20 protein-coding genes are annotated in these 22795 nt (G+C 33.7%); 5 read left to right on the plus strand and 15 right to left on the minus strand.

Annotated features, from left to right (window positions below; translation table 11 throughout):
- The first annotated feature begins 109 nt into the window (after positions 1-109).
- Positions 110-841 carry a nicotinamide mononucleotide transporter family protein gene (locus FNW17_RS07600; protein WP_144071339.1) on the plus strand — a complete coding sequence of 244 codons (732 nt, stop codon included), beginning with the start codon at positions 110-112 and terminating at the stop codon, positions 839-841.
- 87 nt (positions 842-928) lie between these two features.
- On the opposite strand, the gene phoU is transcribed toward FNW17_RS07600, so the two are convergent.
- The 8 genes from phoU to FNW17_RS07640 form a co-directional block, all read right to left on the minus strand.
- Entirely contained in the window at positions 929-1606 is a 678-nt protein-coding gene (gene phoU / locus FNW17_RS07605; RefSeq protein ID WP_144071340.1) for a phosphate signaling complex protein PhoU, read from the minus strand.
- Between the two features lie 79 nt (positions 1607-1685).
- Positions 1686-2444: a phosphate ABC transporter ATP-binding protein PstB gene (gene pstB / locus FNW17_RS07610; protein WP_143389314.1), complete on the minus strand. Its 759-nt coding sequence runs from the start codon at positions 2442-2444 to the stop codon at positions 1686-1688.
- A 45-nt stretch (positions 2445-2489) separates the two neighbouring features.
- Positions 2490-3434, minus strand: coding sequence for a phosphate ABC transporter permease PstA (gene pstA, locus FNW17_RS07615; protein WP_144071341.1), 945 nt, complete (start codon positions 3432-3434; stop codon positions 2490-2492).
- 2 nt (positions 3435-3436) lie between these two features.
- Positions 3437-4666: a phosphate ABC transporter permease subunit PstC gene (gene pstC, locus FNW17_RS07620; protein WP_144071342.1), complete on the minus strand. Its 1230-nt coding sequence runs from the start codon at positions 4664-4666 to the stop codon at positions 3437-3439.
- Between the two features lie 73 nt (positions 4667-4739).
- Complete coding sequence (locus FNW17_RS07625) at positions 4740-5573, minus strand: phosphate ABC transporter substrate-binding protein (protein ID WP_144071343.1); 834 nt, start codon at positions 5571-5573, stop codon at positions 4740-4742.
- 237 nt (positions 5574-5810) lie between these two features.
- On the minus strand, positions 5811-7148 hold the full coding sequence (locus FNW17_RS07630) for a porin (RefSeq protein WP_144071344.1): 1338 nt from the start codon (positions 7146-7148) through the stop codon (positions 5811-5813).
- Positions 7149-7330: 182 nt separating this feature from the next.
- Positions 7331-8413 (minus strand): sensor histidine kinase, encoded by a 1083-nt coding sequence (locus tag FNW17_RS07635; protein WP_144071345.1) that lies wholly within the window; start codon positions 8411-8413, stop codon positions 7331-7333.
- 41 nt (positions 8414-8454) lie between these two features.
- A complete protein-coding gene (locus FNW17_RS07640; RefSeq protein WP_143389308.1) occupies positions 8455-9138 on the minus strand; it encodes a response regulator transcription factor in 684 nt (227 codons plus the stop codon).
- A 426-nt stretch (positions 9139-9564) separates the two neighbouring features.
- On the opposite strand from FNW17_RS07640, the gene FNW17_RS07645 reads away from it, so the two are divergent.
- From FNW17_RS07645 to FNW17_RS07655, 3 genes are all read left to right on the plus strand, one after another.
- On the plus strand, positions 9565-9903 hold the full coding sequence (locus FNW17_RS07645) for a T9SS type A sorting domain-containing protein (protein ID WP_143389307.1): 339 nt from the start codon (positions 9565-9567) through the stop codon (positions 9901-9903).
- A gap of 104 nt (positions 9904-10007) precedes the next feature.
- Positions 10008-10988, plus strand: a complete 981-nt coding sequence (locus FNW17_RS07650) for a T9SS type A sorting domain-containing protein (RefSeq protein ID WP_143389306.1) — start codon at positions 10008-10010, stop codon at positions 10986-10988.
- Between the two features lie 78 nt (positions 10989-11066).
- Entirely contained in the window at positions 11067-12047 is a 981-nt protein-coding gene (locus FNW17_RS07655; RefSeq protein WP_143389305.1) for a LuxE/PaaK family acyltransferase, read from the plus strand.
- Positions 12048-12360: 313 nt separating this feature from the next.
- On the opposite strand, the gene FNW17_RS07660 is transcribed toward FNW17_RS07655, so the two are convergent.
- The 5 genes from FNW17_RS07660 to tyrS form a co-directional block, all read right to left on the minus strand.
- Positions 12361-14709, minus strand: coding sequence for a glycoside hydrolase family 2 protein (locus tag FNW17_RS07660; RefSeq protein WP_143389304.1), 2349 nt, complete (start codon positions 14707-14709; stop codon positions 12361-12363).
- An 11-nt stretch (positions 14710-14720) separates the two neighbouring features.
- The gene (locus FNW17_RS07665; RefSeq protein ID WP_144071346.1) at positions 14721-15764 is read right to left on the minus strand and encodes a glycoside hydrolase family 53 protein; all 1044 of its coding nucleotides are present in this window, start codon (positions 15762-15764) and stop codon (positions 14721-14723) included.
- Between the two features lie 84 nt (positions 15765-15848).
- Positions 15849-17528, minus strand: a complete 1680-nt coding sequence (locus FNW17_RS07670) for a glycosyl hydrolase 53 family protein (RefSeq protein WP_144071347.1) — start codon at positions 17526-17528, stop codon at positions 15849-15851.
- A gap of 331 nt (positions 17529-17859) precedes the next feature.
- Entirely contained in the window at positions 17860-18060 is a 201-nt protein-coding gene (locus tag FNW17_RS07675; RefSeq protein ID WP_235893259.1) for a two-component regulator propeller domain-containing protein, read from the minus strand.
- 353 nt (positions 18061-18413) lie between these two features.
- A complete protein-coding gene (gene tyrS, locus FNW17_RS07680; protein WP_144071349.1) occupies positions 18414-19706 on the minus strand; it encodes a tyrosine--tRNA ligase in 1293 nt (430 codons plus the stop codon).
- A 214-nt stretch (positions 19707-19920) separates the two neighbouring features.
- Here tyrS and FNW17_RS07685 point away from each other — a divergent pair, with 214 nt between their 5' ends.
- Positions 19921-20910, plus strand: coding sequence for an NAD-dependent epimerase/dehydratase family protein (locus tag FNW17_RS07685; protein WP_144071350.1), 990 nt, complete (start codon positions 19921-19923; stop codon positions 20908-20910).
- A 4-nt stretch (positions 20911-20914) separates the two neighbouring features.
- Here FNW17_RS07685 and FNW17_RS07690 read toward each other — a convergent pair whose 3' ends face one another.
- Positions 20915-21442 (minus strand): DUF4296 domain-containing protein, encoded by a 528-nt coding sequence (locus tag FNW17_RS07690; RefSeq protein ID WP_143389298.1) that lies wholly within the window; start codon positions 21440-21442, stop codon positions 20915-20917.
- A 9-nt stretch (positions 21443-21451) separates the two neighbouring features.
- Positions 21452-22792, minus strand: coding sequence for a dihydroorotase (locus FNW17_RS07695; protein ID WP_143389297.1), 1341 nt, complete (start codon positions 22790-22792; stop codon positions 21452-21454).
- Between the last annotated feature and the right edge of the window lie 3 nt (positions 22793-22795).

A 22795-nucleotide genomic window follows, 5' to 3' on the forward strand; every position in this document is an offset into this window, starting at 1 on the left:
TTTCGGGGACAGACTATCGGATAGGTTATTGATTGCAGCATTAGAAACAACTTGGTACAAGTAACGGATAGTCATAATAATCTTTATATATTTGCCTAAACAAAATTAGATGAGTCTACTTTCGCTTTCTGAAAAATCAATAAAAACTATCAAATCGATTACCAATAGCACTTATTTGGATGTTATTGGTTTAACCATAGTTATCACAGCATCAATTATTTTAGAATATCATAAAACGGTTTTCAATTTCACCTTTCAGCATCAGAAATACGTTTTTTATTTGGGTTATATTTCCATCTTGAATACTGGTTTTTCGATGATGGGAAATCGATTGGTTACCAAGAAAAACAATATTGGGAATTTCATCACCACTTGCAATACTTTCTTGAGTGGTTCGATTGATTATTTACTTGGAAATGCCGGTGCAATTCTTACCTATCCTGTGTCGTTTATTGGAAATTATGTCGTTTTCAAAGCTTGGAAAAAAAGCAAAATTCTACGTTCAATAGATTTTATATTTTATAGAAATATAATTTTAGGTTTTTTCTTTTCTTTTGTCTTAAATTACATTGCCTTCAAATATTTATCTGAAAAACCCATTGATTGGAAGTTGTTTTTTGCTATAACTATTCCGGCAGGAATCACTTTTGGAGGAACATTCAACACCGCAAGAATGTACCCTGACAATTGGTTTCTGTGGCAATTTTACAATTTAACAAAAGCCATTCAGAACCTAATGTTGATGAATATAGCAAATGTTGCCAAATATACTTTCTATTTCTTCAACGCTATTCTTGGCTATATTACTTGGAGAGACGATAAGAAAAAAGGAAGTTTTTAGTATTCATTAAACCATTTGATACAAGAAAGCCAATTTCATTTTGATAATGAAATTGGCTTTGTTATTTAGAATACATTAAAATAGAGTTTATTCTAACTTATCAATATTTAAATCTTCGTGTTTTTCGTGTTTGATAATTTTAGCATTCACCATAAAATACACATACTCTGCAATATTAGAACAATGATCCGAAATACGTTCCAAATGTTTTAATGCAATAACCAAATTAGTTCCGGAAACGACCACTTTTGAATGGGCTTTCATTTCTTCAATAATGTGTTCAATAATAATATCACCTTTCGATTTGATGCTTTTTTTCAAAGTCAAAATTTCTGAAATCGTTTTCTCGTCTTGTGTCGATAAACACTCATTGGCTTTTGCGGTAATTAATTCAACCTCTTTGGCCAAATCAACTATTTCAAATTTTGAAATTAAGTCGTGCTTTTCTTTGATGTTTTTGGCTCTTTTTATAACACTCACGGCCAAATCACCTATTCTTTCAATCTCGTTGCTTATTTGAAGCGATGCCATAATAAAACGCAAATCAGAAGCTACTGGCTGTTGCAAAGCAAAAATACTTTGACAAATTTCATCGATTTTGACATCTAATTTATCGATTTTCATTTCCGTTTTCTTAACTTCCTTACCTTCTATAGGTTCAAAAAGCAATGCTTTTACTGATTCGCCAACTTGGCTTACGGCCAAATTGCCTATTTTTTTTATTACGTCTTTTAGTTTTTCTAATTCCATTTCAAAATGTGTCATCTTACAATTTTTAGTTTAAAAGATCAATCGGTTAACAAATTAATTGGTTAACAATGAAGTGATTAACCAATTTAAACCATTATCCAAATCTACCCGTGATATAATCTTCAGTTTGCTTCTTCTCTGGTTTGGTAAATATAGCATTTGTTTTTCCCATTTCAATCAATTCTCCCATATAAAAAAATGCGGTGTGATCGCTTGTCCTTGCAGCTTGTTGCATATTATGAGTCACAATAATAATGGTATATTGTTCTTTCAATTCGTGAACCAGTTCTTCGATTTTTGAGGTTGAAATTGGATCTAAAGCGCTTGCGGGTTCATCCATCAAAATAATATCTGGGCTTACCGCCAATGTTCGTGCAATACATAAACGTTGCTGTTGTCCTCCCGATAATCCCAAAGCTGAATCGTCTAATCTATCTTTAAATTCATCCCAAATCGCTGCTTGACGCAATGAAGTTTCTACGATCTCGTCCAATTGAGTTTTGTCTTTCAGTCCATTAATTCTCGGTCCATAAGCGACATTTTCATAAATGGATTTAGGAAAAGGGTTTGATTTTTGAAAAACCATTCCGATTTTTTTTCGAATATTAACCACATCCACGTTTTTATCGTAAATATCAACGCCTTCCACAAGCATTTCTCCCGTGATTTTCACACTCGGAATCAAATCATTCATTCGATTAATGCACCTCAAAAAAGTAGATTTTCCACAACCCGATGGTCCGATTAAAGCAGTAACTTTATTGGCTGGGATTTGCATCGAAATATTATTTAATGCTTTTTTCTCGCCGTAGTATAATGACAAATCGTTAACCTGTATTTTTATATCTCTCATTTTATTTTTGTTATATCTAAAATAATATAGTTTCGCTATAGGAAATTATTTTGCTTTTCGTCTAATTCTGGATCGGATAACTACAGCCACTAAATTTAATGACAAAGTTAGAATTAATAATACCAAAGTGGTTGCAAACTGAATTGGCATTGTTTTTTCAACATCCGAAGATTGGGTTGACATAATGTAAACGTGATACCCCAAATTCATAAATTGATCGCTCAATGATTCTGGCAAAGTCGCCAAATAATAAGCAGCTCCAGTAAATAAAATGGGTGCAACTTCACCAGCGCCTCTACTCACGGCAAGAATTGTTCCTGTCATAATTCCAGAAATAGAACCTGGAAAAACTACTTTTTTTATTGTTTGCCATTTGGTGGCTCCTAATGCTAAACTGGCTTCTCTTAATTCTCTCGGAATTGTTTTCAAAGCTTCTTCTACCGAAACGATAATCACCGGAAGCGTCAATAATGCCATGGTTAAACTCGCCCAAAGGATATTGGGTTGTCCCCAATGCAATTCGCCTCCGTTGAAAGCTGTATCCATTCCTGTCCCCACGAATTGGATGAAAAAACCCAATCCGAAAAGCCCAAAGATTATCGAAGGAACAACTGCCAAAGTTCGTATAGAAAATCGCACGGCTGCAGCAAATTTTGAATTTTCCTTGGCATATTCTGTCAAATAAATTGCCGTAATTGTACCGAAAGGAACCGCCGCTATCGACATTACGATAACTAGAATAAAAGTTCCTATCAAAGCAGGGAAAATTCCACCTTTGGTCATTCCGTCAGTTGGAAAAGAACTGATGAATTCCCAAGAAAATTTATCTCGTCCTTGGTAAATAATAATACCTAAGATGACAAACAGAATGGCAATAATCAAAAGTACCGCAACTTGAGTAATTCCCACAACGGCCGTTTCTTTAATATCTTTTCCTTTGCCGCTCGTCTTGGCAAACGGATTTACCAATATAGTATTTGTATTTTCCATTTCTATTTACCTTGGAATTTTTTGATTAATTTTCCTTTGACATAAAATTCTGCTACTGCATTTAATATGAAAGAAAAAATGAAAAGTAACGATCCAATAAAAAACAAAACGCTGTAATGAGTTTCTCCAAAAACAGTTTCTGCCATTTCAGAACCAATAGTTGCTGCAAAAGTTCGCACACTTTCAAACGGATTTGCCGATAATAAAGCTGCGTTTCCTGTTGCCATAAGAGCAATCATTGTTTCCCCAAAAACACGACCCACACCCAAAAGCAAGGCTGCAAAAATTCCCGGAGTCGCCGCTGGCAAAATCACCGAAAAAGCGGTTTGTGCTTTGCTGGCTCCCAATGCCAAACTGGCTTCGGTATACGTTTTTGGAACCGCTGAAAGTGCATCTTCTGAAATCGTATAAATAATTGGAATTGCTGCTAATGCCATTGCAACACCACCTATAAAAGCATTCAATCGTGAATCATAGCCAAAAATATCTTGAAAAAAAGTAGCCAACACCATCATTGCAAAAAATCCAATTACTACTGATGGAAAAGCGGCTAGCATTTCGATAATGGGTTTTATGATTTCTTTTCTTCTATTGGATGCAAAACAAGAAGTATAAACTGCTGCTAATATTGCCAAAGGTCCTGCAATAAGCATTGCAATAACAGTAACTTTTAAAGTTCCAATAAGCAAAGCAATCAGTCCAAAACGGGGATTATCGGAAACGGGAACCCATTCTGTAGAGAAAAAAGTACTCCATGTTTTGTCTGCACCTTCTTTGTTTCCAGTAACTTTTTCGTCAATAGCAACTACTTCTTCCGAAGCGGAATCAGGGTTTAAATCTTCGGTTACCGTTCCGTAAGTTTCTGGTTCAGTTACTGCTATTTCTTCAACCACTGGATTCAAATCCTCGGTTGTGGTTCCATAACTTTCAGGTTCTAGATTTTCGGCAGGAGCACCATAGGTTTCAGGTTGTATTTCTTCAGTAGAAGTTTCAGCTCCATAAGTTTCAACTTCAGCTCCTGTAGTGGTTTGTATTTCGGTTTTTGCTTTATCGCCAAAACTGAATAATGGCAAAGATTCCTTGAAAACAAAAATAAATATCAGGAAAATAATGGCAATCGAGAGAAAGGCTACCGAAGAAATAATCTTTTCGGCCAGAAATTCAGAAAGTCTGAATTGTTTTTTCAAACTCTCTTTGGTGAAAGTTTGTTTAATTGGAAGTGGAGAATTCATTTAATAGATTTAAGAATTCATTTATGTAAATAAAAAATCCCTCCCTAATGAAGAGAGGGATTTTTTAAAATTTTTATTTTACAGGAAAATATCCTACAGTTGCAATCATTTTTTGACCTTCTGAGCTCAAAATCCAATCAATGAATTTTTTTGTATCGCCTGTTGGTTTCTCTTTCAAATACATATACAAGTATCTTGAAATCGGATAGGTTTTGTTTTTTATTGTTGCTTCAGTTGGTAAAACTCCTTTGCTTTTAGCATCTTTTTTTACTTTACAATCTTTCACGCCTTCTGCGTAAGCAGCTCCACCATAACCAATGCTGTATTTGTCTTTTTTCACTGCGTTTACAATCGCTGCAGTTCCAGGCAAAGTTTGACATCTTGGAGAAAAATCGGTTTTTACTACGTGTTCTTTGAAGAATTCAAAAGTTCCTGAGCTGCTTTCTCTTCCATACAATTGAATTTTAGCATCTACTCCACCTACTTCATTCCAGTTGGTTATTTTACCAGAGAAAATATCCCCTATTTGTTGAATTGTCAATTCAGAAACAGTATTTCCTTTATTCAAGAAAACTGATAAACCATCTTTAGCACAAGCGATTTCAACACCACTTTTTTTGTATTTCGCTTTTATTTTTTCTAATTCTGCTGGTTTGATTGGACGACTTGAATTAGCAATATCTGTACTACCGTTGATTAATGCTGCAAGACCTACACCTGATCCACCACCTGTAACTTGAATGGTTGTTTCTGGATGCTTTTTCATATATGCTTCTGCCCATTGTTGAGACAAAATTACCATAGTATCCGAACCCTTAATCGTTATTTTATTTAAACTTGTAAACGAATATCCAAAAGTCATTACGACTACTAATAGGGCTGCAATTCTTGATTTAGTTGTATTCATTTTTAAAATTTGTTTTAATTTTTGACAAAAGTATAGCGGCAAGGTTAAGTCTGTGTTAAGTAAATATTATTCAATCTTTACTATTTGGATAGTTTTTACAATAATTTAACAATAAGAATATGCAAATTTAACCAAAGTTAATTGTAAAATATTGATTTTAAATACAATAAACTCATAAACATTAAAAAAGAGACTCGTTCATAAATTGTGAAAAAGCCCCTTCCTATGATTCATAAATTAAAAGTTGAACTGTGCTTGCAATCTCAACAAGTTACCTTGTTGTCTATTATTTTTTAATGCGCTATCTTCAAAAGTTCTGTCAGCAATAACCCATTCAGCTACTAATTCGAATGCTTTGATTGGTTGCCATTCTAGACCAATTTCATAATCTCTTACGATATAACTTCTAGAATCTTTCTCAAATTTCTTTCCACCATCATAATATTGAAACTTAGCAAAAGGATATAAAAAATGGTGTTTGGCTAAATTTATATCCCATTTGTAGTTCAAAGTAATGTAACCACCTTCTAAACTAGAAACATCGACTGTATTGGTAACTTTATCATAACGCGGTCCTTTTCCAATGTTGTATTCTGTTTGGATACCAAATGGTTTTGGATACAATACAAAAGTCGCTCCAACTCGTTGGTCAAGAGTATTTATTTTATTTGGAGTTGTCACGCCTGTAGATAATTCGCTTGTAAATGCCCATTTCCCAGTATATGCTTGTAATCCTGGCTCTATAATTTGGTTTCCAATAACAAAAGGATAAGTAACTCTAGTAACCACATGTAAATTTCTATTAGCCTCAGATTTGTTAGCTGTTTGACCATTATAAGCTCCAAAAGCGAACACACCATAATCACCTGAACCTTTATATCCATCTTTTACAAGCATTGCAAAACGCTCTCTGATTTCGGCTGGAGCCCAGTAAAAAAATGCTCCCAAATCTCTTTCGTTAACTACCGCACTATTCAAACCATCATTACGATCTAAGGTCAAACGGTTTTGGCTTGATTGCAAATTTTCGAAACCAAAAGGAACCTTACTTTGTCCCAATCTAACTCTGAATTCTCTTTTCTTGTCAAAAGAAATATCGGCATAAGCATCTCTAATTTGAGCAAAATGATTTATCCCTGAACCTGGAGAACTAGCAAAATCAGGTTGAATGTAAACATACACATTAGGATGAACTTGACCCGAAAACACAATCCGAGCTCTTCTTATAAAAAACCCATTGTTGGATTTGGCATCAGGAGCGGTTGAAGTTGTTCCCCAAGATTTATCACATTGATCACAAGACACTTTGTCGTTTGTAGAAATTAATCCGTTGTAACGAACTTGAACATAACCACGAATGGACAATTTGTTGTACCAAGATTCTTTGTCAGCTTTTTCTTTATCTACCTTTTCTTTTGCAACTTGTTTTTCTTTCTCAGTTTGCTTTTCCTTGTTTAAAGAATTGATTGAATCTAAAATACGAACTACTTCTTTTTTGATTTCGTCTTTTTTGACATCTTGTGCATGGGTTGCAAATGAAACAAATAGTAAACTTGCAAATAAAATCTTTTTCATTTTTTATGATTTAATTTTTTGCAAAGGTAGATTACTATGTTAAGCTAATGTTAACATAACGTTATATTGATAATAAATTAATGATGTGTTGACGATAATTTAATGTAAGAGCCCAAAAATTATAATGCAAAACAATGATTTTCGATTATTTAAATAAAACAATATCACTATCCGAAGGTTAATTAAACCTCATCATTTGTTTTGCTAATTAACTTGGCTTTTGTCAAAGTAAAAGAAAATTCTGAACCAATGCCGAATTCACTCTCTACATAAATCTTTTCTTTATGCGCTTCGACAATGTGCTTTACGATGGCAAGACCCAAACCTGAGCCACCTTCGCTGCGAGCGCCACTTTTATCAACTCTATAAAAGCGTTCGAAAATCCTTGGAAGATTTTGACTTTCTATTCCTTCTCCATTATCGGTAATTCGAACCAAGACTTTTTTCTTGGTTAAATTGATGACACTCACTTCGGTCAAACCACCTTCTTTACCGTATTTTATAGAGTTGACAATCAAGTTCTCTACAAGCTGTTGCAATTTGTCTTTATCGCCATTTACAAAAACAGGTTGAATGTGATAATTTTCGAATGCCAAAGTAATTTTCTTTATATCGGCTTTCATTTCTAATAAGTCAAAAACGTTTTGAATCGATTCGACAACATCAAATTCAGAAAATTCAAGATTTAAATCGCCTACTTCAAGTTTGGTAATCATATCTAAATCTTCGACGATATAGATCAATCGTTCCACTCCTTTTTCGGCACGTTTTAGGTATTTTTTTCGAATGTTTTTATCTTCCATTGCGCCGTCAAGAAGCGTTGACAGGTAACCTTGCACTGTAAATAAAGGGGTTTTAAGTTCGTGAGAAACGTTTCCTAAAAATTCTCTTCGGTATTTTTCTCGAACTTTAAGCATTTCGATTTCCATTTTTTTGTCGGTGGCAAACTTTTTAACTTCTCTAGTCAAGGCCTCCATATCGGTAGTGATATGCTGATCAATAAAAGTACTGGATTCTAAAAGTGAAATATCGTCATAGATTTTTTTCACCCTTCGGTAAATAAATCTTTCTACTCTATATTGTATGGCTACAAATGAAAAGATATAAATAATGAGTAGGTAGACAAGCCCAAACGAAAGTAAACTTTTGAATGGATATTTAAACATCGCTTTTGCCAAAAACATCGCAAAAAAAGACGCAAAAACACTGATGTATAATGCCGATATAACGGCAAACTTATATGTTTTTTGAAAACTTATTTTCATTTTTTTTAAATTCGAAGTGTTGTGCAAATTTACCACAAAAATTACACTTCGAATTTATATCCAACTCCTTTTATTGTTTTGAAGAAATCATCGCCAATTTTTTCTCGAAGTTTGCGAATGTGAACATCTATAGTTCTACCTCCAACAACCACTTCATTGCCCCAAACTTTATCTAAAATTTCATCGCGTTTAAATACTTTTCCAGGTTTTGATGCCAACAAATAAAACAATTCGAATTCTTTTCGAGGTAAGGCAATTACAATACCGTCTTTAACGATTTGATACTCTTCGCGATTGATTTCGATTCCACCTACATTAAGGGTTTCACTATTTTTTTCTTGTTCTTTTAATCTTCTCAACAATGCCTTTACTTTACTTACAAGCACTTTTGGTTTTATAGGCTTGGTTATGTAATCGTCAGCTCCAGCGTCGAAGCCTGCTACTTGAGAATAATCTTCGCTTCTGGCAGTCAAAAATGTAATGATTACATTATTCAATTCAGGAATTTTTCGAATCATTTCACATGCTTCCATCCCATCCATTTCTGGCATCATTACATCCATGATAATAAGGTCTGGTTCTTCTTTTTTTGCTTTGGCGACAGCCTCTTTTCCGTTTGATGCTGTGAAAATTTGATAGCCTTCTTGAGCAAGATTATAGCCAACAATTTCTAAAATATCCGGTTCATCATCGACTAATAAAATCTTTGTATTTTGTTTTTTCATAATATTACAATGCTGCTTTTTGGTTTGTAAAGGTAAATGTAAATCAAAAACAGTGTATGTGTTAAACTATTTATTATAAGTTAACAATTTGGTAATACGGTATAAACAAATTCATAATGATGATTAAAACAAACACATCCACCATATTCGTTAAAATTTTACTGCAAAAGGATCTAAAATTTGCGTTTTTTATTGAAAAGAATGAAGCAATCGCGCAATTAAAACAAAAATGTAATTTCTAAATAATAACAAAGTTAACCTCCATAAATTTTGTGGGTAAAACTTTAAAGGCGATTAAAATGAACAAATATAATAAACCCTTTTTACTGATTTTCTTGTAAGAAATCAACATTAACGTAAATTTAAAGTTTTTGGTACGAATTTTGAAAAGTTTTTTTCATATCTTTACAACTCCAAATCGAAATGATGACAAAAAATTACTTTTATATTACACTTTTATTGGGTTTTTTCATTACTTTGAGTGTTTCGGCACAAGATGGCAAACAAATTTCCAAACTTCAAGAAACTACGGTTATCGAAGGGCTGAACTTGTACCCTAATCCTGTAAGTAATGGCAAAGTTTATATTACATCAAAAAATGATTTAGACAAAAACATTATTATCTTTGATGTTCTTGGAAAAAAAGTCCTTCAAACTACAATGAGTTCAAAGGAACTCAACATCTCTAATTTATCTCCAGGCGTTTATATTATTAAGATAGACGAAGAGCAATCTACCGCTACACGAAAACTTATTGTCAAATAAGTAAATCTTACCGATTTTGTTAAATTAATGATTTTTTTACATTGGCCCTCTCTTAAGGAGCTAAAGTATTGCTACATTTGCATAACTAATTTAAAAAAATTGTTATGAAAAAAATTTACACTTTATCTTTTATTTTATTGACTACTTTGTCTTTTGGACAATTAACAGAAACGTTTAGTGGAACAGGCTTGTTAAGTACTAATGGATGGACACTTCACAGTGGAACTGCCGGTCAACTAACTATTTCATCTGGATCATTAACTTATGCAGGGTTAACTCCTACTGGAAATAAAGTTACATTAGTTGCGGGTAGTACTGAAGATGTAAATAAAAGCGTTGGTACAGCTATCACCACTGCCGCATACTATTCAGCGATTTTAAACTTTCCTAACATTACTGGCTTAACAACTACTGGGGATTATTCAATCGCTCTTGGCGCACAAGTTGGAGCTAGTGTTTCTGGATTATACGGACGATTATTTTTAAAAACTGGAGTCACTGCTAATACTTTTAATATTGGAATTGTAAATACTAGCACAGGTTCTACAGCTAATTATATGGCAACAGATTACCCTATTGGAACCCCTATTTTTATTGTTGTTAAATATGACAGATCAAATAATACAGCTTATTTATTTGTAAATCCAGCATTAGATAGCACTGAACCTGTACCAAGTCTAACAAACGCAACAGGAACAACTGCTGCTCCTGCATCAATTGCAAGTGTTTGTTTTAGACAGGCTGGCAATGTTACAGCTGGAACAGGAAATGTAGAATACGATGACGTAAGAGCTGGTAGCACCTGGGCCTATGCAACAACTTCCGCACTTGTTTTATCCTTAAAACAAAACACAATATCTGGTCTAAGCGTTTATCCAAACCCCGTAAAAAACGGTAATTTATTCATTACCTCAAATAGCAACAATGCAAAATCAGTTACAGTTTTTGACATTTTAGGAAAACAAGTTTTAAATACTAAAATTTCAAACAATGCTGTAAATGTTTCTAACCTTAAAGGAGGTGCATACATTGTAAGAGTCACCGAAGACGGAAAAACTGATACTAGAAAATTAATTATCGAATAATTAGTTTCAACCTATTTTCTAAAAAACTCCAATTGTAAAGTTGGAGTTTTTTTATTTAATTACTTTTGCAAAAAAAACTTGACTCCAACTCCTGACATATTTTCTATTTCAAGCCTAAAGCAATTTGAAAAAATAGCGCTGAAAGTATTTCGCTTTCAATACGAAAACAACGTAGTCTATCGGGAATTTTGCGATTTTTTGAAAACTAATACTCAAAAAGTTAAATCATTAGAGCAAATTCCGTTTTTACCTATCCAGTTTTTTAAAAGTCATACAGTTGTTTCTAATGAAAATCCCATTCAGAAAACCTTTACCAGCAGCGGAACAACCGGAATGGCTACTAGCAATCACTTCATTACCGACGTCTCTTTATACGAAGAAAGCTATCGAAAAGGTTTCTCCCAATTTTATGGAAATATCGAGGATTATGTGATATTGGCTTTGCTTCCGTCCTATTTAGAGCGCGAAGGTTCCTCTTTGATTTATATGGTTGAAGATTTAATACAAATGACCCACAATCCTGAAAGCGGATTTTACCTTCACAACCACAAAGAACTAATCGAGAAATTAGAAAGATTAGATAATGCTGGACAAAACGTGATTCTAATTGGCGTAACTTATGCCTTGTTGGATTTAATCGAGAAATATCCTTTCCAGTTACAAAATACAATCATTATGGAGACCGGCGGAATGAAAGGCCAACGCAAGGAGATGATTCGGGAAGAATTGCACGAAAAACTTTGCCAAGGTTTTGGCGTGACAGCCATCCATTCTGAATATGGTATGACAGAATTGCTTTCGCAAGCTTATTCACTTGGAAACGGAGTGTTTGAATGTCCTTCTTGGATGCAAATTCTTGTTCGCAACACCGAAGACGCATTGACTTATGTTGAAGAAGGAAAATCGGGCGGAATCAATGTGATAGATTTGGCCAACATTAATTCGTGTTCTTTTATCGCGACTCAAGATTTGGGAAAAAAAAATCCCAATAATTCATTCGAAGTATTGGGTCGTTTTGATAATTCTGATATTCGAGGCTGTAATTTGATGGTGATTTAAAAAACAAGCCGTTTATATTTTTTTTCTTGAAACTCTTTTAGCTAACCAATAAAATTTAAGGAAAGTCTTAGTGTTATCACTTAATCTTATCAATTGTTACAAACTTGTATCCTTGCGGTTTTCCATAAAGTATCATTTTCCCCAAAGAAGCTAACATTTCATCTTATTTTCCGAAATCATAATTATGCATTAAAACGATAGCGTGTGGATGAAGATACATTTTAAACTTATTTTCTATAGATGACCAATCAATTAGCGATGAATAAGAATTTAAACTCAAAAATCTTATAACTAAAATAAATAAGGATTTCATTTAATAGTTTTTTTGTAACGGTCTAATTTCTATGCGTCCGTTTTGTAAATTTGCTCCAGTGGCGATTATCGATATTGGTTTTTTGAAATGAGTAGTTTTAAGAATAATTGTCGCAATTCCAGCTTCAGCTTTTACTGGATTTTCTCCAATTAATTCAGCATTTCCTTCAGTTAAAGAAAAGGTTACTTCATCTGTTGCTGTAGGGATTACTGTGCCGTTTGCATCCGTGATTTTGGCATATACAAAAACCATATCTGGATAATTTGGATTGATTTTTTTTGAAGAAATATCATAAGTCAGCTCAATTTTAGTAGGTTTTTCAGGAGTCTTAACACTATTAGAAACTACTTTTTCGCCATTAATATATCCTTCTGCTCGTAATGTTCCAGGAATAAATTTATCCAATTTAAAAATAAATGGAGGGTGAATTAATTGATCACTATTCGTGTTAATTGCAGGTTTTTCTTTAGCTATTAAAACATCATTAAGATACATTGCAACCTCGTCACAATTGCTATAAACTGTCACATTCAATGAAGAGTTTTCTGTCCAGTAACTGGCAATATTTATCATTGGCCCAGAAACTAATTTGCAATCTAAAATAACATTTGCATCACGTTGACTTTGATAAAAATAGTAAGCGAATTTTGGTATTCTGAAAATATCGCTTATTCCTGAACTCTCTAAATCATTGCTGTAGCCGCGATTGTAATCAAACATTGCCCAATTGGCTTCGCCAATAGTCTGGGATCCTTTTCTATTGGAATTGGCCGCTTCCTGAAAATTATAGGCTTGTTGTAACAATCGTTTTTCACCAAAACCACGTAATTGTCGTGAGGTTCTTTCGTCATCTTTTAGATTCGAAAATTCGGTTTGATTGAATCCCGCATTTTGTGCGTAATATTCCCAATCGCCATATTCAGCAATAAAAATTTTGCGCTTTCCGTTGTTGTATTTTGTCCAATAATCAGGTGCTTTTCCGTGTTGTCGTGCCGGAATAAAAATATCATAATTTTCGTTGTCAATCCAACAGGCGGTGTAATTATTTGCAAATGGTATTTCCTCTTTTAATGTTTTTGCCGCATCTTTCATAAAACTTTCGCTCATTTGAGTTTCGTTTAATGAGGCTTCCCAAAAAATGACACTCGGATGATTTCTATCTCTTCTTGCCATTTCGCGAATATCCTGAAGTGCATTTTTCTGGAAGGTTTCGCTGCCAAAAAACTGCCAGCCCGTTAGGCTATTCATTACTAAAATTCCCAATACGTCACAAGCATTCAAAAAAGCTTCGGCGTGAGGATAATGGGACATTCGAACCAAATCAAAGCCTGCATTCTTAATTTTTACGGCATCACGATATTGCGCTTCGTCCGAAATGGCATAGCCTAAATAAGGATATTCCTGATGTTCGTTCGTTCCTGTTATGTATAATTTCTCGTCGTTTAGATAATAACCATCTTCTTTTATTTCGGATTTTCTAATTCCTATTGTCTCTGAATAGGTATCAATAATTTTATTGTTTACAATTACTTGGACTTCTAGACTATATAAATTAGGTTTTGAAATCGACCATAATTTTGGTTTTTTTACCTCAATATTTTGCGTAATCGCTTTATTTGAATTGGCATTTATTAGGAATGTTTCCGACTTAAATTCGAGTTTTTCACCCTCATTATTGGTCAGAATATATTTCAGCGAAACATTCTTATTGTTAGTATATTCATTTTTTAAATGAACCTGAATTGTTCCCGAAGCTTCGCTTTTGGTGACATTGTCAAAATTCACAAAAATTCCGCCGCTGGCTTTTTTATTCGCCTGAATCGCATTGGTAATGTATAATTTATCGGTTGTAATGAGATATACATTTCTATAAATTCCACCATAATAATTAAAATCCAAATCCTTTAATGGTTTGCCCGGAAGAAATTCTGGATTGTCTTCGTTGTTAACTTTGACTTTAATTGTATTGCCTTTCGATTTCAAAAAAGGTGTGACATCAACCGTAAAAGGCAAATAACCACCTTTGTGATTGGTCACTTTTTGGTCGTTGATCCAAACATCGGCTTCCTGCATCACGCCTTCAAAATAAAGAAAGACTTTCTTGTTTTTTGAATTGGAAACGTCGAACTTTTTTTGATACCAACAGGTTCCTTGAAACTGGTTGTTGACCACTAAAGGTTCTATTTTGGCCGTATGCGGAATGACAACTTTCTCCCAATTGGAATTTGTTTCAGCTCGTTTAAATTCCCAATCTGAACCAAAATTAACTTTGGTTCTGAATTGCGAATTTATGTTTCCAACAGAAAAAAGGAATACTAAAAGAAATGTGTTTCTTAAAATGAATTTCATTATTGTTTTTATTAATTTTTAAAAGCATCTAATGCTGGTGAAGGTTTTCCGTCAGATTTCCAAGCATTCAATTGATAACCACTCCAGCTTTTTTCGCCTTGAGGTTCCCAATAAATCACGCCAAGCCCTTTGTTATTTGGAGCGGATTTTACAGCTTTTATGACGGCAGTCAACATATCTTTGGTGTTTTGAACTAAGGTGAAATCACCTCCAACTTCAACAATCATAACTTCTTTGCCGTATCTGGAGACCATATCTTTTAGATTGTTTTCCAAATCAAGAATCGTGGTTGTGTAATCACTTTTTATCCAATACGGGTAATACGAAAGTCCAATGATGTCATATTTTGCATTATTGGCTTTGGCATTATCAAAAAACCATCTGAATTTGGAATTATTATTTCCTTCATCAACGTGCACGATTACTTTGATATTTGAATTTACAGCTTTTGTGGCATCATAACCTTTATTTAATAATTGTGCCAATTGAGGCCAATTATTTGTACTGCCTTCCGGCCATAGCATACCACCAGGAATTTCGTTACCAACTTGCACCCATTCTGGAGTAACTCCAGCTGCTTTTAACAAATTCAAAACATCAAAAGTATGCGTGTAAACGTCATTTAATAATTCTGGAAAAGAATGATTAGCCCATCCAGCTGGTTTTGCTTGCTTTCCAGGATCTGCCCAAGTGTCGCTGTAATGAAAATCAATCATAATTCGCATTCCTAATTTTTGTGCACGAACAGCCATCTCTACTGTTTCTGCTGGACTACAATGGCCACTTGCTTTATCATTAGATGGATTTACCCAAACTCGAAGACGAATAGTATTCATTCCTCTGTCTTTTAGGAGTTGCAAACAATCTTTTTGCGAACCATCCCAATCGTAAAATTTGTATCCAGTGGCTTCCATCTGTGGCAACCAACCCACATCTGCTCCTTTAGAAAAAGAAAAAGCGGATGGTTCAGGTGTTTGTGCGGCACTGCTAGAAGTTATTAGCATTGTGATTACTGCCATTAATACGAATCGAAATTGTACTCTTGATTTCTTCATATTTTAGTTAAAAAAGGTTTGAATCGTTGTTATATATTAAATTGAATAAACGCTTCAATGGATTTATAAAATGAATTTTGTTGTTTATTTTTTGATGAATTTAAACTGTTGTGTTCCATCTTCTGCAACAATTGATAAAATATAAATACCAGAACTTAATTTAGACACATCGATGGTGTTTTGGCCTTCTGAATTGACATTAGAATAAACAGTTTTTCCTTCGATGTTTGTAATTTTTAAAGATTTAATTATTTCGTTATTAGTGTTTTTAAAACTTAAAGTATTTGTAACAGGATTAGGGTATACAATTAATTCTTTAGCCAAGTTATTTTCCTCAACTCCTAATGATCCTCTTGCCGCAATAGTTAGTTTAGAAGATAAACTAGACCCTAGCTTCGTTCCCCAATTCGCTGTCCAAAGTTCCACATACATATCATAATATTCTCCATTGGTTAAACTTGCAGTTGGAGTCGTGGCCAAAGGTATGCCAAGTGTTAATTGAGTGGCAACATTCGTTCCAGCTGATGGTACTAAAAATTGATTTCCCGAACTTTCCACAATTGTTTGTAACCATTCACCACTTGAATTTCTTTTGAATAATCCCACATAAAAATAATCGGTGGCAGTATTTGCTGTATAGGTTAAATTTATACTGACATTTTTTTCTTCTTCTACAGGATTAGCAGCAAACCCATCAATTTTCACTTGTTCGATAACCAAGTTTACATCGTTTTTAAAAGCATCTAGCGCAACCGAGGGTTTACCATTGGATTGCCAGGCACTCAATTGATATCCACTCCAACTTTTTTCTCCTTGAGGTTCCCAATAAATTACACCAAGACCTTTGTTATCAGACACTTTTTTTACGGCTACAATTACCGCAAGTAGCATATCATAGGTATTTTGAACTTTGGTGTAATCGCCTCCAACTTCTACAACCATCACTTCTTTGCCATATCGTGAAACCATCTCTTTTAAATTATTTTCTAAATTGGTAATTGTGACAGTGTAATCGCTGTTTAACCAATAGGGGTAATAAGACATACCGATGACATCATATTTTACATTATTTGTTTTTACATTATCAAAAAACCATCTGAATCTAGCATTATTATTGCCTTGGTCAATATGAATAATCACTTTGATCGCAGTGTCAATCGCTTTTGTCGCTTCGTATCCTTTATTTAGTAATTGAGCCAATTGACTCCAGTTTGTAGTGCTTCCTTCTGGCCATAACATTCCTCCTGGAATTTCGTTACCAATTTGTACCCATTCTGGAGTTACTCCAGCTACTTTTAGCGCATTTAGCACATCATAAGTATGATTGTAAACATCATTTTGCAAGTCTGCAAAGGAATGACTTGCCCAAGCTGCTGGTTTAGTTTGATGTGCGGGATCAGCCCAAGTATCACTATAATGAAAGTCAATCATAATCCGCATTCCCATATTTTTAGCACGAACCGCTAACGCAACAGTTTCCGTTGGACTACAATGACCGTTGGTTTTATCATTTGATGGATTAACAAAAACACGAAGCCTAATGGTATTCATTCCCCTATCTTTCAGCAGTTGCAAGCAGTCTTTTTCAGTGCCATCAATATCGTAAAATTTGTATCCCGTAGCTTCCATTTGTGGCAACCAACTCACATCACCTCCTTTTGAAAATTCAGGAGTTGTGACAGTTTGTGCGTTACTACTAAAATAAGTCACAAACATTAGAAATGGCATTAAAATTAATCGAAATTGCAGGATTATTTTATTCATGATATTTATAAAAAGTGTGTAAAATTTAGTTTTACGTTTGTTCTAAAAAATTATAAGACTGTTAGTTATATTTTACTTCGTACCGTATTTTTATATTGATAAATTTAAACTTAACATATAAAGCCAATCATGGATTTACTTTAATAGTATTTCTTTCATAAATCAAAATAAAAAACAGCTTAACTGCGTTCTCTAAAACACTGTTTGAACCAAAACTAACAGTCTATAAATTTAAAAAACTATTTATGAAATCTTCACTTTATATAGAAAGATTTCTATATTTCTACTTTTTGTAAAATTTAAATTGTTTTGCTCCTTCTTTTGAACTTACCTACAAAATACAAACTCCTGAACTTAAATTAGAAACATCGATAGCATAATTATTTAAGGATGTTGTCGAACTTAAAGCACTGTTTTGCTTATTGTAAATTTTTATTTTATTGCCATCAAACCGATTTAATCCATTTTCCGTACCAATCCAAACAAAACCATTTTTCTCTTTTATAATGCTGCTTACTCTATCATTAGACAATCCATTGGTTTGATTTATTTTATTAAATATAACTTGAGACTGGCTAAAACAAGGTAAAAAACCGAGGGTAGTAAAGAATAAATAAGGTAAAATAAGACTTTATTTGTTTTGTTTTCAATGTAAAATTCGAATTAAGAGGATTCCGATTCTAAATTATTGAACTCTTTTTTAGCACAAATAAACTATTAATATTTTGTCCTAAACAACAAACACATACAATAGAAATTTATTTGATTGTTTTTATATCATTTGGTTTTTAGGGATTTGTATGAAAACTAAAAAAAATCCCAACAACTGCTTCGAGGTATTGGGACGTTTTGATAATAGTAATATTCGTGGGTATAATTTGATAGCTATATAACTCGAATCACAAAATAATTTTTCTTACCGCTTTGCAATAACACAAACTGGTTGTTGATTAAATCTTTGGTCGAAAGCACGAATTCTTCAGTAACTTTTTCTCGGTTTACCGAAATAGAATTGGCAGCCAAAGCGCGTCTCGCTTCACCATTCGATTTTAGAAATCCTGTTTTTTCGTTTAAAACGTCAACGATGTTGATTTCGGTTTCGATTTCGTTTTTTGCAATTTCAGCTTGTGGAACTCCGTCAAAAACTTCCAAGAAAGTTGCTTCGTCTAATTGTTTTAAATCATCGGCTGTGGCATTTCCAAAAAGAATTCCTGATGCTTTTATAGCATTTTCTAAATCTGCTGCAGAATGAACCATTACCGTAATTTCTTCGGCCAAACGTTTTTGCAACAAACGTAAATGCGGTGTTTCTCTGTGTTTTAGAGTTAATTCTTCAATTTCAGCTTTAGATAAAAATGTGAAAATCTTGATGTATTTTTCGGCATCCACATCGGAAGTGTTCAACCAATATTGGTAAAATTTATAAGGCGAAGTTCTGGCGGAATCCAACCAAATATTTCCGCCTTCGGATTTCCCAAACTTAGTTCCATCGGCTTTGGTGATTAACGGGCAAGTCAATGCGTAGGCTTTTCCGCTGGCGATTCTTCGCACTAATTCGGTTCCTGTGGTGATGTTTCCCCATTGGTCACTTCCGCCCATTTGAAGCGTACAACTTTTGGCTCTATATAAATGTAAAAAGTCATATCCTTGAACTAATTGATAGGTAAACTCTGTGAAAGACATTCCTTCTGCAGCTTCAGAAGACAAACGTTTCTTAACAGAATCCTTTGCCATCATATAATTTACAGTAATGTGTTTGCCAACGTCACGAATGAAATCCAGAAAAGAAAAGTTCTTCATCCAGTCGTAATTATTCACTAATTCGGCAGCATTCGGAGCATCGGAAGTAAAATCTAAAAAACGAGATAATTGTCCTTTTATGGCTTCTTGATTGTGCCGTAAAGTGGCTTCGTCCAATAAATTTCTTTCATTTGATTTCCCTGAAGGATCACCAATCATTCCTGTTGCGCCACCGACTAAGGCTAATGGTTTGTGCCCTGATATTTGAAAATGTTTCAACAACATCACGCCAACTAAATGTCCTATATGCAATGAATCGGCAGTTGGGTCAATCCCCACATACGCCACACGCATTTGTTCCATCAAATGTTCTTGTGTGCCAGGCATAACATCGTGGAGCATTCCTCTCCAAGTCACTTCTTCAATAAAATTCTTCATCTTTTTAATCAATTTGCGCAAAGATAAGAATTTCAATGGCAATGGCAATTTCAAAATATCAATGGCAATAAAAATTTCAATGCGATGAGAAAATTTTGAAGTTTTGAAAACTGAATTTGTTTTTTGCCATTAAAATTATTTTTTTACTTTCAAAATTGGTATTGATTTTTGCCGTTGAAATTGATATTGACATTGATTTTACTACATTTACAAAATGGTTTTAGTCACAGGAGGAACTGGTTTAGTCGGCTCACATTTACTACTTCATTTAATTGAAAATGGAGAAAGTGTTCGTGCCATTTATCGAAAATTGGAAACTATCCAAAAAACCCAGCATCTCTTTTCACACTACAAAAAAGAAAATTTATTCGAAAAAATAGATTGGCTTCAAGCTGATATTCTTGATGTTCCTTCTTTGGAAATAGCTTTCGAAAATATTAAATACGTTTACCATTGTGCTGCATTTATCTCTTTCGACCCAAAAGATGAAGCTATAATTCGAAAGACAAATATAGAAGGAACTGCCAATATTGTTAATTTTTGTATTGCTAAAAATGTACAAAAACTTTGTTTCATAAGTTCAATAGCCGCTCTTGGTGATTTAAAGGAAAACGAAAAAATTATCACAGAAGAAACCGAATGGAATCCCGAAAAATCGCATAGTGACTACGCTATTTCGAAATTTGGAGCCGAAATGGAAATTTGGCGAGGACAACAAGAAGGTTTAGATTCCGTAATTGTTAATCCAGGAGTCATACTTGGACCAAGAATTTGGGAAGAAGGAAGCGGCATTTTTTTTAAGAAAATAGAAACCGGATTCCCATTTTATACCAAAGGAACAACTGGATTCATAGCCGTGCCTGATGTAATAAAAATCATGGTGCAACTGATGAAAAGCGAAGTTAAAAACGAACGGTTTGCTCTCGTTGCCAATACGATTAGCTATCAAGAATTGTTTAATGCTATGGCAGATGCCCTCAAAACAAAAAAACCTTCTGTTTATATTAATCCTTTTTTAATTTGCATTTTATGGAGAATAGATTGGTTTTTTTCGACTTTTTTTCGAACAAAAAGAATATTAGATAAAGAAACTGCTATCGCTTCTTATTCAAAAAATTTGTACTCAAACGAAAAAATCAAAAACGCATTGCAACTAGATTTTTTGGATATTCAGCAATATATAGAAGATAATTCAAGTTTATAAATCCTTATTTTTTTATTTTCTTTAATGAATCCGATGATTTTGAAGCTTTGAGTAGGTTTGCTTTTTTAATAGAATCGGTTTGTTTTTTTAAGTTCAGATTTTGCTTTGCTTTTTTTATTGAATCCCTTACTTTCTTTTCTTTTAGTTTTTTCTTGATCTTTTCCTTTTGCATTTCTTTCTTAGCCTTAGCTCTAATCAAGGAAATAACCTCAGATTTGTTTTTATCTATTCTTGCTTTAACTTGATTGTACATTTTTTCGTACTCCTTGTAATCTGCAGCATAATAGATATTGCTTTGAGCAAATTGAACACTGTCTATTTTATATTTTTTATAGATGTATTTGTTCGAATTATTTTTAAAAGAGTCCATTAGAGCGGGATTCTCGACTTTCATTGCATCTAAAAGTGACAAATCACACATAATGTTTACCATTTTTTCTTTTTCGATAAGACGTTTAGGTTCCTTGACTAGCTCTTTTTTACAGGCAGTTAGAACTATCAAAAGAATAAAAAATGATATTATTTTTTTCATATAAGCAAATTATCGATCAAATAGTAATCGTTTTCCGGCTCGAATATCTTTTACTTTAAAAGCGGAATAAACCAATTGTCCGTTGACAAAAGTATGTGTAATTCGAGATTTAAAAGTAAATCCTTCAAAAGGTGACCATCCACATTTTGCCAAAATATTTTCTTTTTTCACACTCCAAGGCAAACCTGAATTTATGATAACCAAATCAGCATAATAACCTTCTTTGATAAAACCACGTTTTTCGATTTTGAAAATCTTGGCGGGATTGTGACACATTTTTTCGACAATTTTTTCAATGCTTATTTTTCCTTGATGAAAGGCTTCAAACATAGCAACAACAGCGTGTTGAACCAGTGGTCCGCCAGAGGGAGCTTTCAAATAAGATTGTTTTTTTTCCTCTAAAGTATGTGGTGCGTGGTCTGTAGCAATCACGTCAATTCTACCGTCATTCAAGGCTTCCCACAACGCTTTTCTATCATTGGCCGTTTTTACAGCAGGATTCCATTTGATGAGATTGCCTTTGGTAGCATAATCATCATTGGTAAACCAAAGATGATGAACACAAACTTCGGCAGTGATTTTCTTTTCTTCTAATGGAATTTTATTGGTAAACAATTCCATTTCTTTAGCTGTCGAAAGATGAAAAACATGCAATCTAGCGCCTGTCTTTTTGGCCAAAGCAATCGCTTTGGAAGACGAAATATAACAAGCTTCTTCGCTTCGAATTAGATGATGCGCCGTTACTGGTATTGCTTCGCCAAACTCGGCTTTGAATTTTTCTAAGTTGTTTTTTATGGTAGTTTCATCCTCGCAATGCACAGCAATTAGCATAGGTGTACTTGAAAATATTTTTTCTAAAACTTCTTCATTATCCACCAACATATTTCCAGTCGAAGAACCTAAAAATATTTTTATACCTGCAACATTCTTCGGATTTGTTTTTAGAACTTCATCGAGATTGTCATTGGTAGCACCCATCATAAACGAATAATTCGCATACGATTTATGGGCAGCAATTTGATATTTATCCTCTAGGATTTCTTGCGTTACCGCATTTGGAACCGTGTTGGGTTGTTCAATAAATGAAGTAATCCCACCAGCTACTGCGGCTCTTGACTCAGATTCTATATCTCCTTTGTGCGTCAATCCTGGTTCTCTAAAATGCACTTGATCGTCAATAGCACCTGGAATTAAATAATTTCCTTCGGCATCAATAATCTTACATTCGGATGATTTTGCGCTAATGCTTTCCGAAATTTCAACAATTAAGTCGTTTTCGATTAAAACATCGCCTTCAAAAATAGTTCCCTCGTTTACTATTTTGGCATTTTTGATTAAAACCTTATTCATTGT

It is taken from the genome of Flavobacterium franklandianum (assembly GCF_007097365.1).
In the GTDB taxonomy this organism is placed as follows: Bacteria; Bacteroidota; Bacteroidia; order Flavobacteriales; family Flavobacteriaceae; genus Flavobacterium; species Flavobacterium franklandianum.

Bases quoted from the DNA above. Each gene is read 5' to 3' on its own strand.
- FNW17_RS07600 (WP_144071339.1), top strand. From the start codon at position 110: ATGAGTCTACTTTCGCTTTCTGAAAAATCAATAAAAACTATCAAATCG.
- phoU (WP_144071340.1), bottom strand. From the start codon at position 1,606: ATGACACATTTTGAAATGGAATTAGAAAAACTAAAAGACGTAATAAAA.
- pstB (WP_143389314.1), bottom strand. From the start codon at position 2,444: ATGAGAGATATAAAAATACAGGTTAACGATTTGTCATTATACTACGGC.
- pstA (WP_144071341.1), bottom strand. From the start codon at position 3,434: ATGGAAAATACAAATACTATATTGGTAAATCCGTTTGCCAAGACGAGC.
- pstC (WP_144071342.1), bottom strand. From the start codon at position 4,666: ATGAATTCTCCACTTCCAATTAAACAAACTTTCACCAAAGAGAGTTTG.
- FNW17_RS07625 (WP_144071343.1), bottom strand. From the start codon at position 5,573: ATGAATACAACTAAATCAAGAATTGCAGCCCTATTAGTAGTCGTAATG.
- FNW17_RS07630 (WP_144071344.1), bottom strand. From the start codon at position 7,148: ATGAAAAAGATTTTATTTGCAAGTTTACTATTTGTTTCATTTGCAACC.
- FNW17_RS07635 (WP_144071345.1), bottom strand. From the start codon at position 8,413: ATGAAAATAAGTTTTCAAAAAACATATAAGTTTGCCGTTATATCGGCA.
- FNW17_RS07640 (WP_143389308.1), bottom strand. From the start codon at position 9,138: ATGAAAAAACAAAATACAAAGATTTTATTAGTCGATGATGAACCGGAT.
- FNW17_RS07645 (WP_143389307.1), top strand. From the start codon at position 9,565: ATGACAAAAAATTACTTTTATATTACACTTTTATTGGGTTTTTTCATT.
- FNW17_RS07650 (WP_143389306.1), top strand. From the start codon at position 10,008: ATGAAAAAAATTTACACTTTATCTTTTATTTTATTGACTACTTTGTCT.
- FNW17_RS07660 (WP_143389304.1), bottom strand. From the start codon at position 14,709: ATGAAATTCATTTTAAGAAACACATTTCTTTTAGTATTCCTTTTTTCT.
- FNW17_RS07665 (WP_144071346.1), bottom strand. From the start codon at position 15,764: ATGAAGAAATCAAGAGTACAATTTCGATTCGTATTAATGGCAGTAATC.
- FNW17_RS07670 (WP_144071347.1), bottom strand. From the start codon at position 17,528: ATGAATAAAATAATCCTGCAATTTCGATTAATTTTAATGCCATTTCTA.
- tyrS (WP_144071349.1), bottom strand. From the start codon at position 19,706: ATGAAGAATTTTATTGAAGAAGTGACTTGGAGAGGAATGCTCCACGAT.
- FNW17_RS07685 (WP_144071350.1), top strand. From the start codon at position 19,921: ATGGTTTTAGTCACAGGAGGAACTGGTTTAGTCGGCTCACATTTACTA.
- FNW17_RS07690 (WP_143389298.1), bottom strand. From the start codon at position 21,442: ATGAAAAAAATAATATCATTTTTTATTCTTTTGATAGTTCTAACTGCC.
- FNW17_RS07695 (WP_143389297.1), bottom strand. From the start codon at position 22,792: ATGAATAAGGTTTTAATCAAAAATGCCAAAATAGTAAACGAGGGAACT.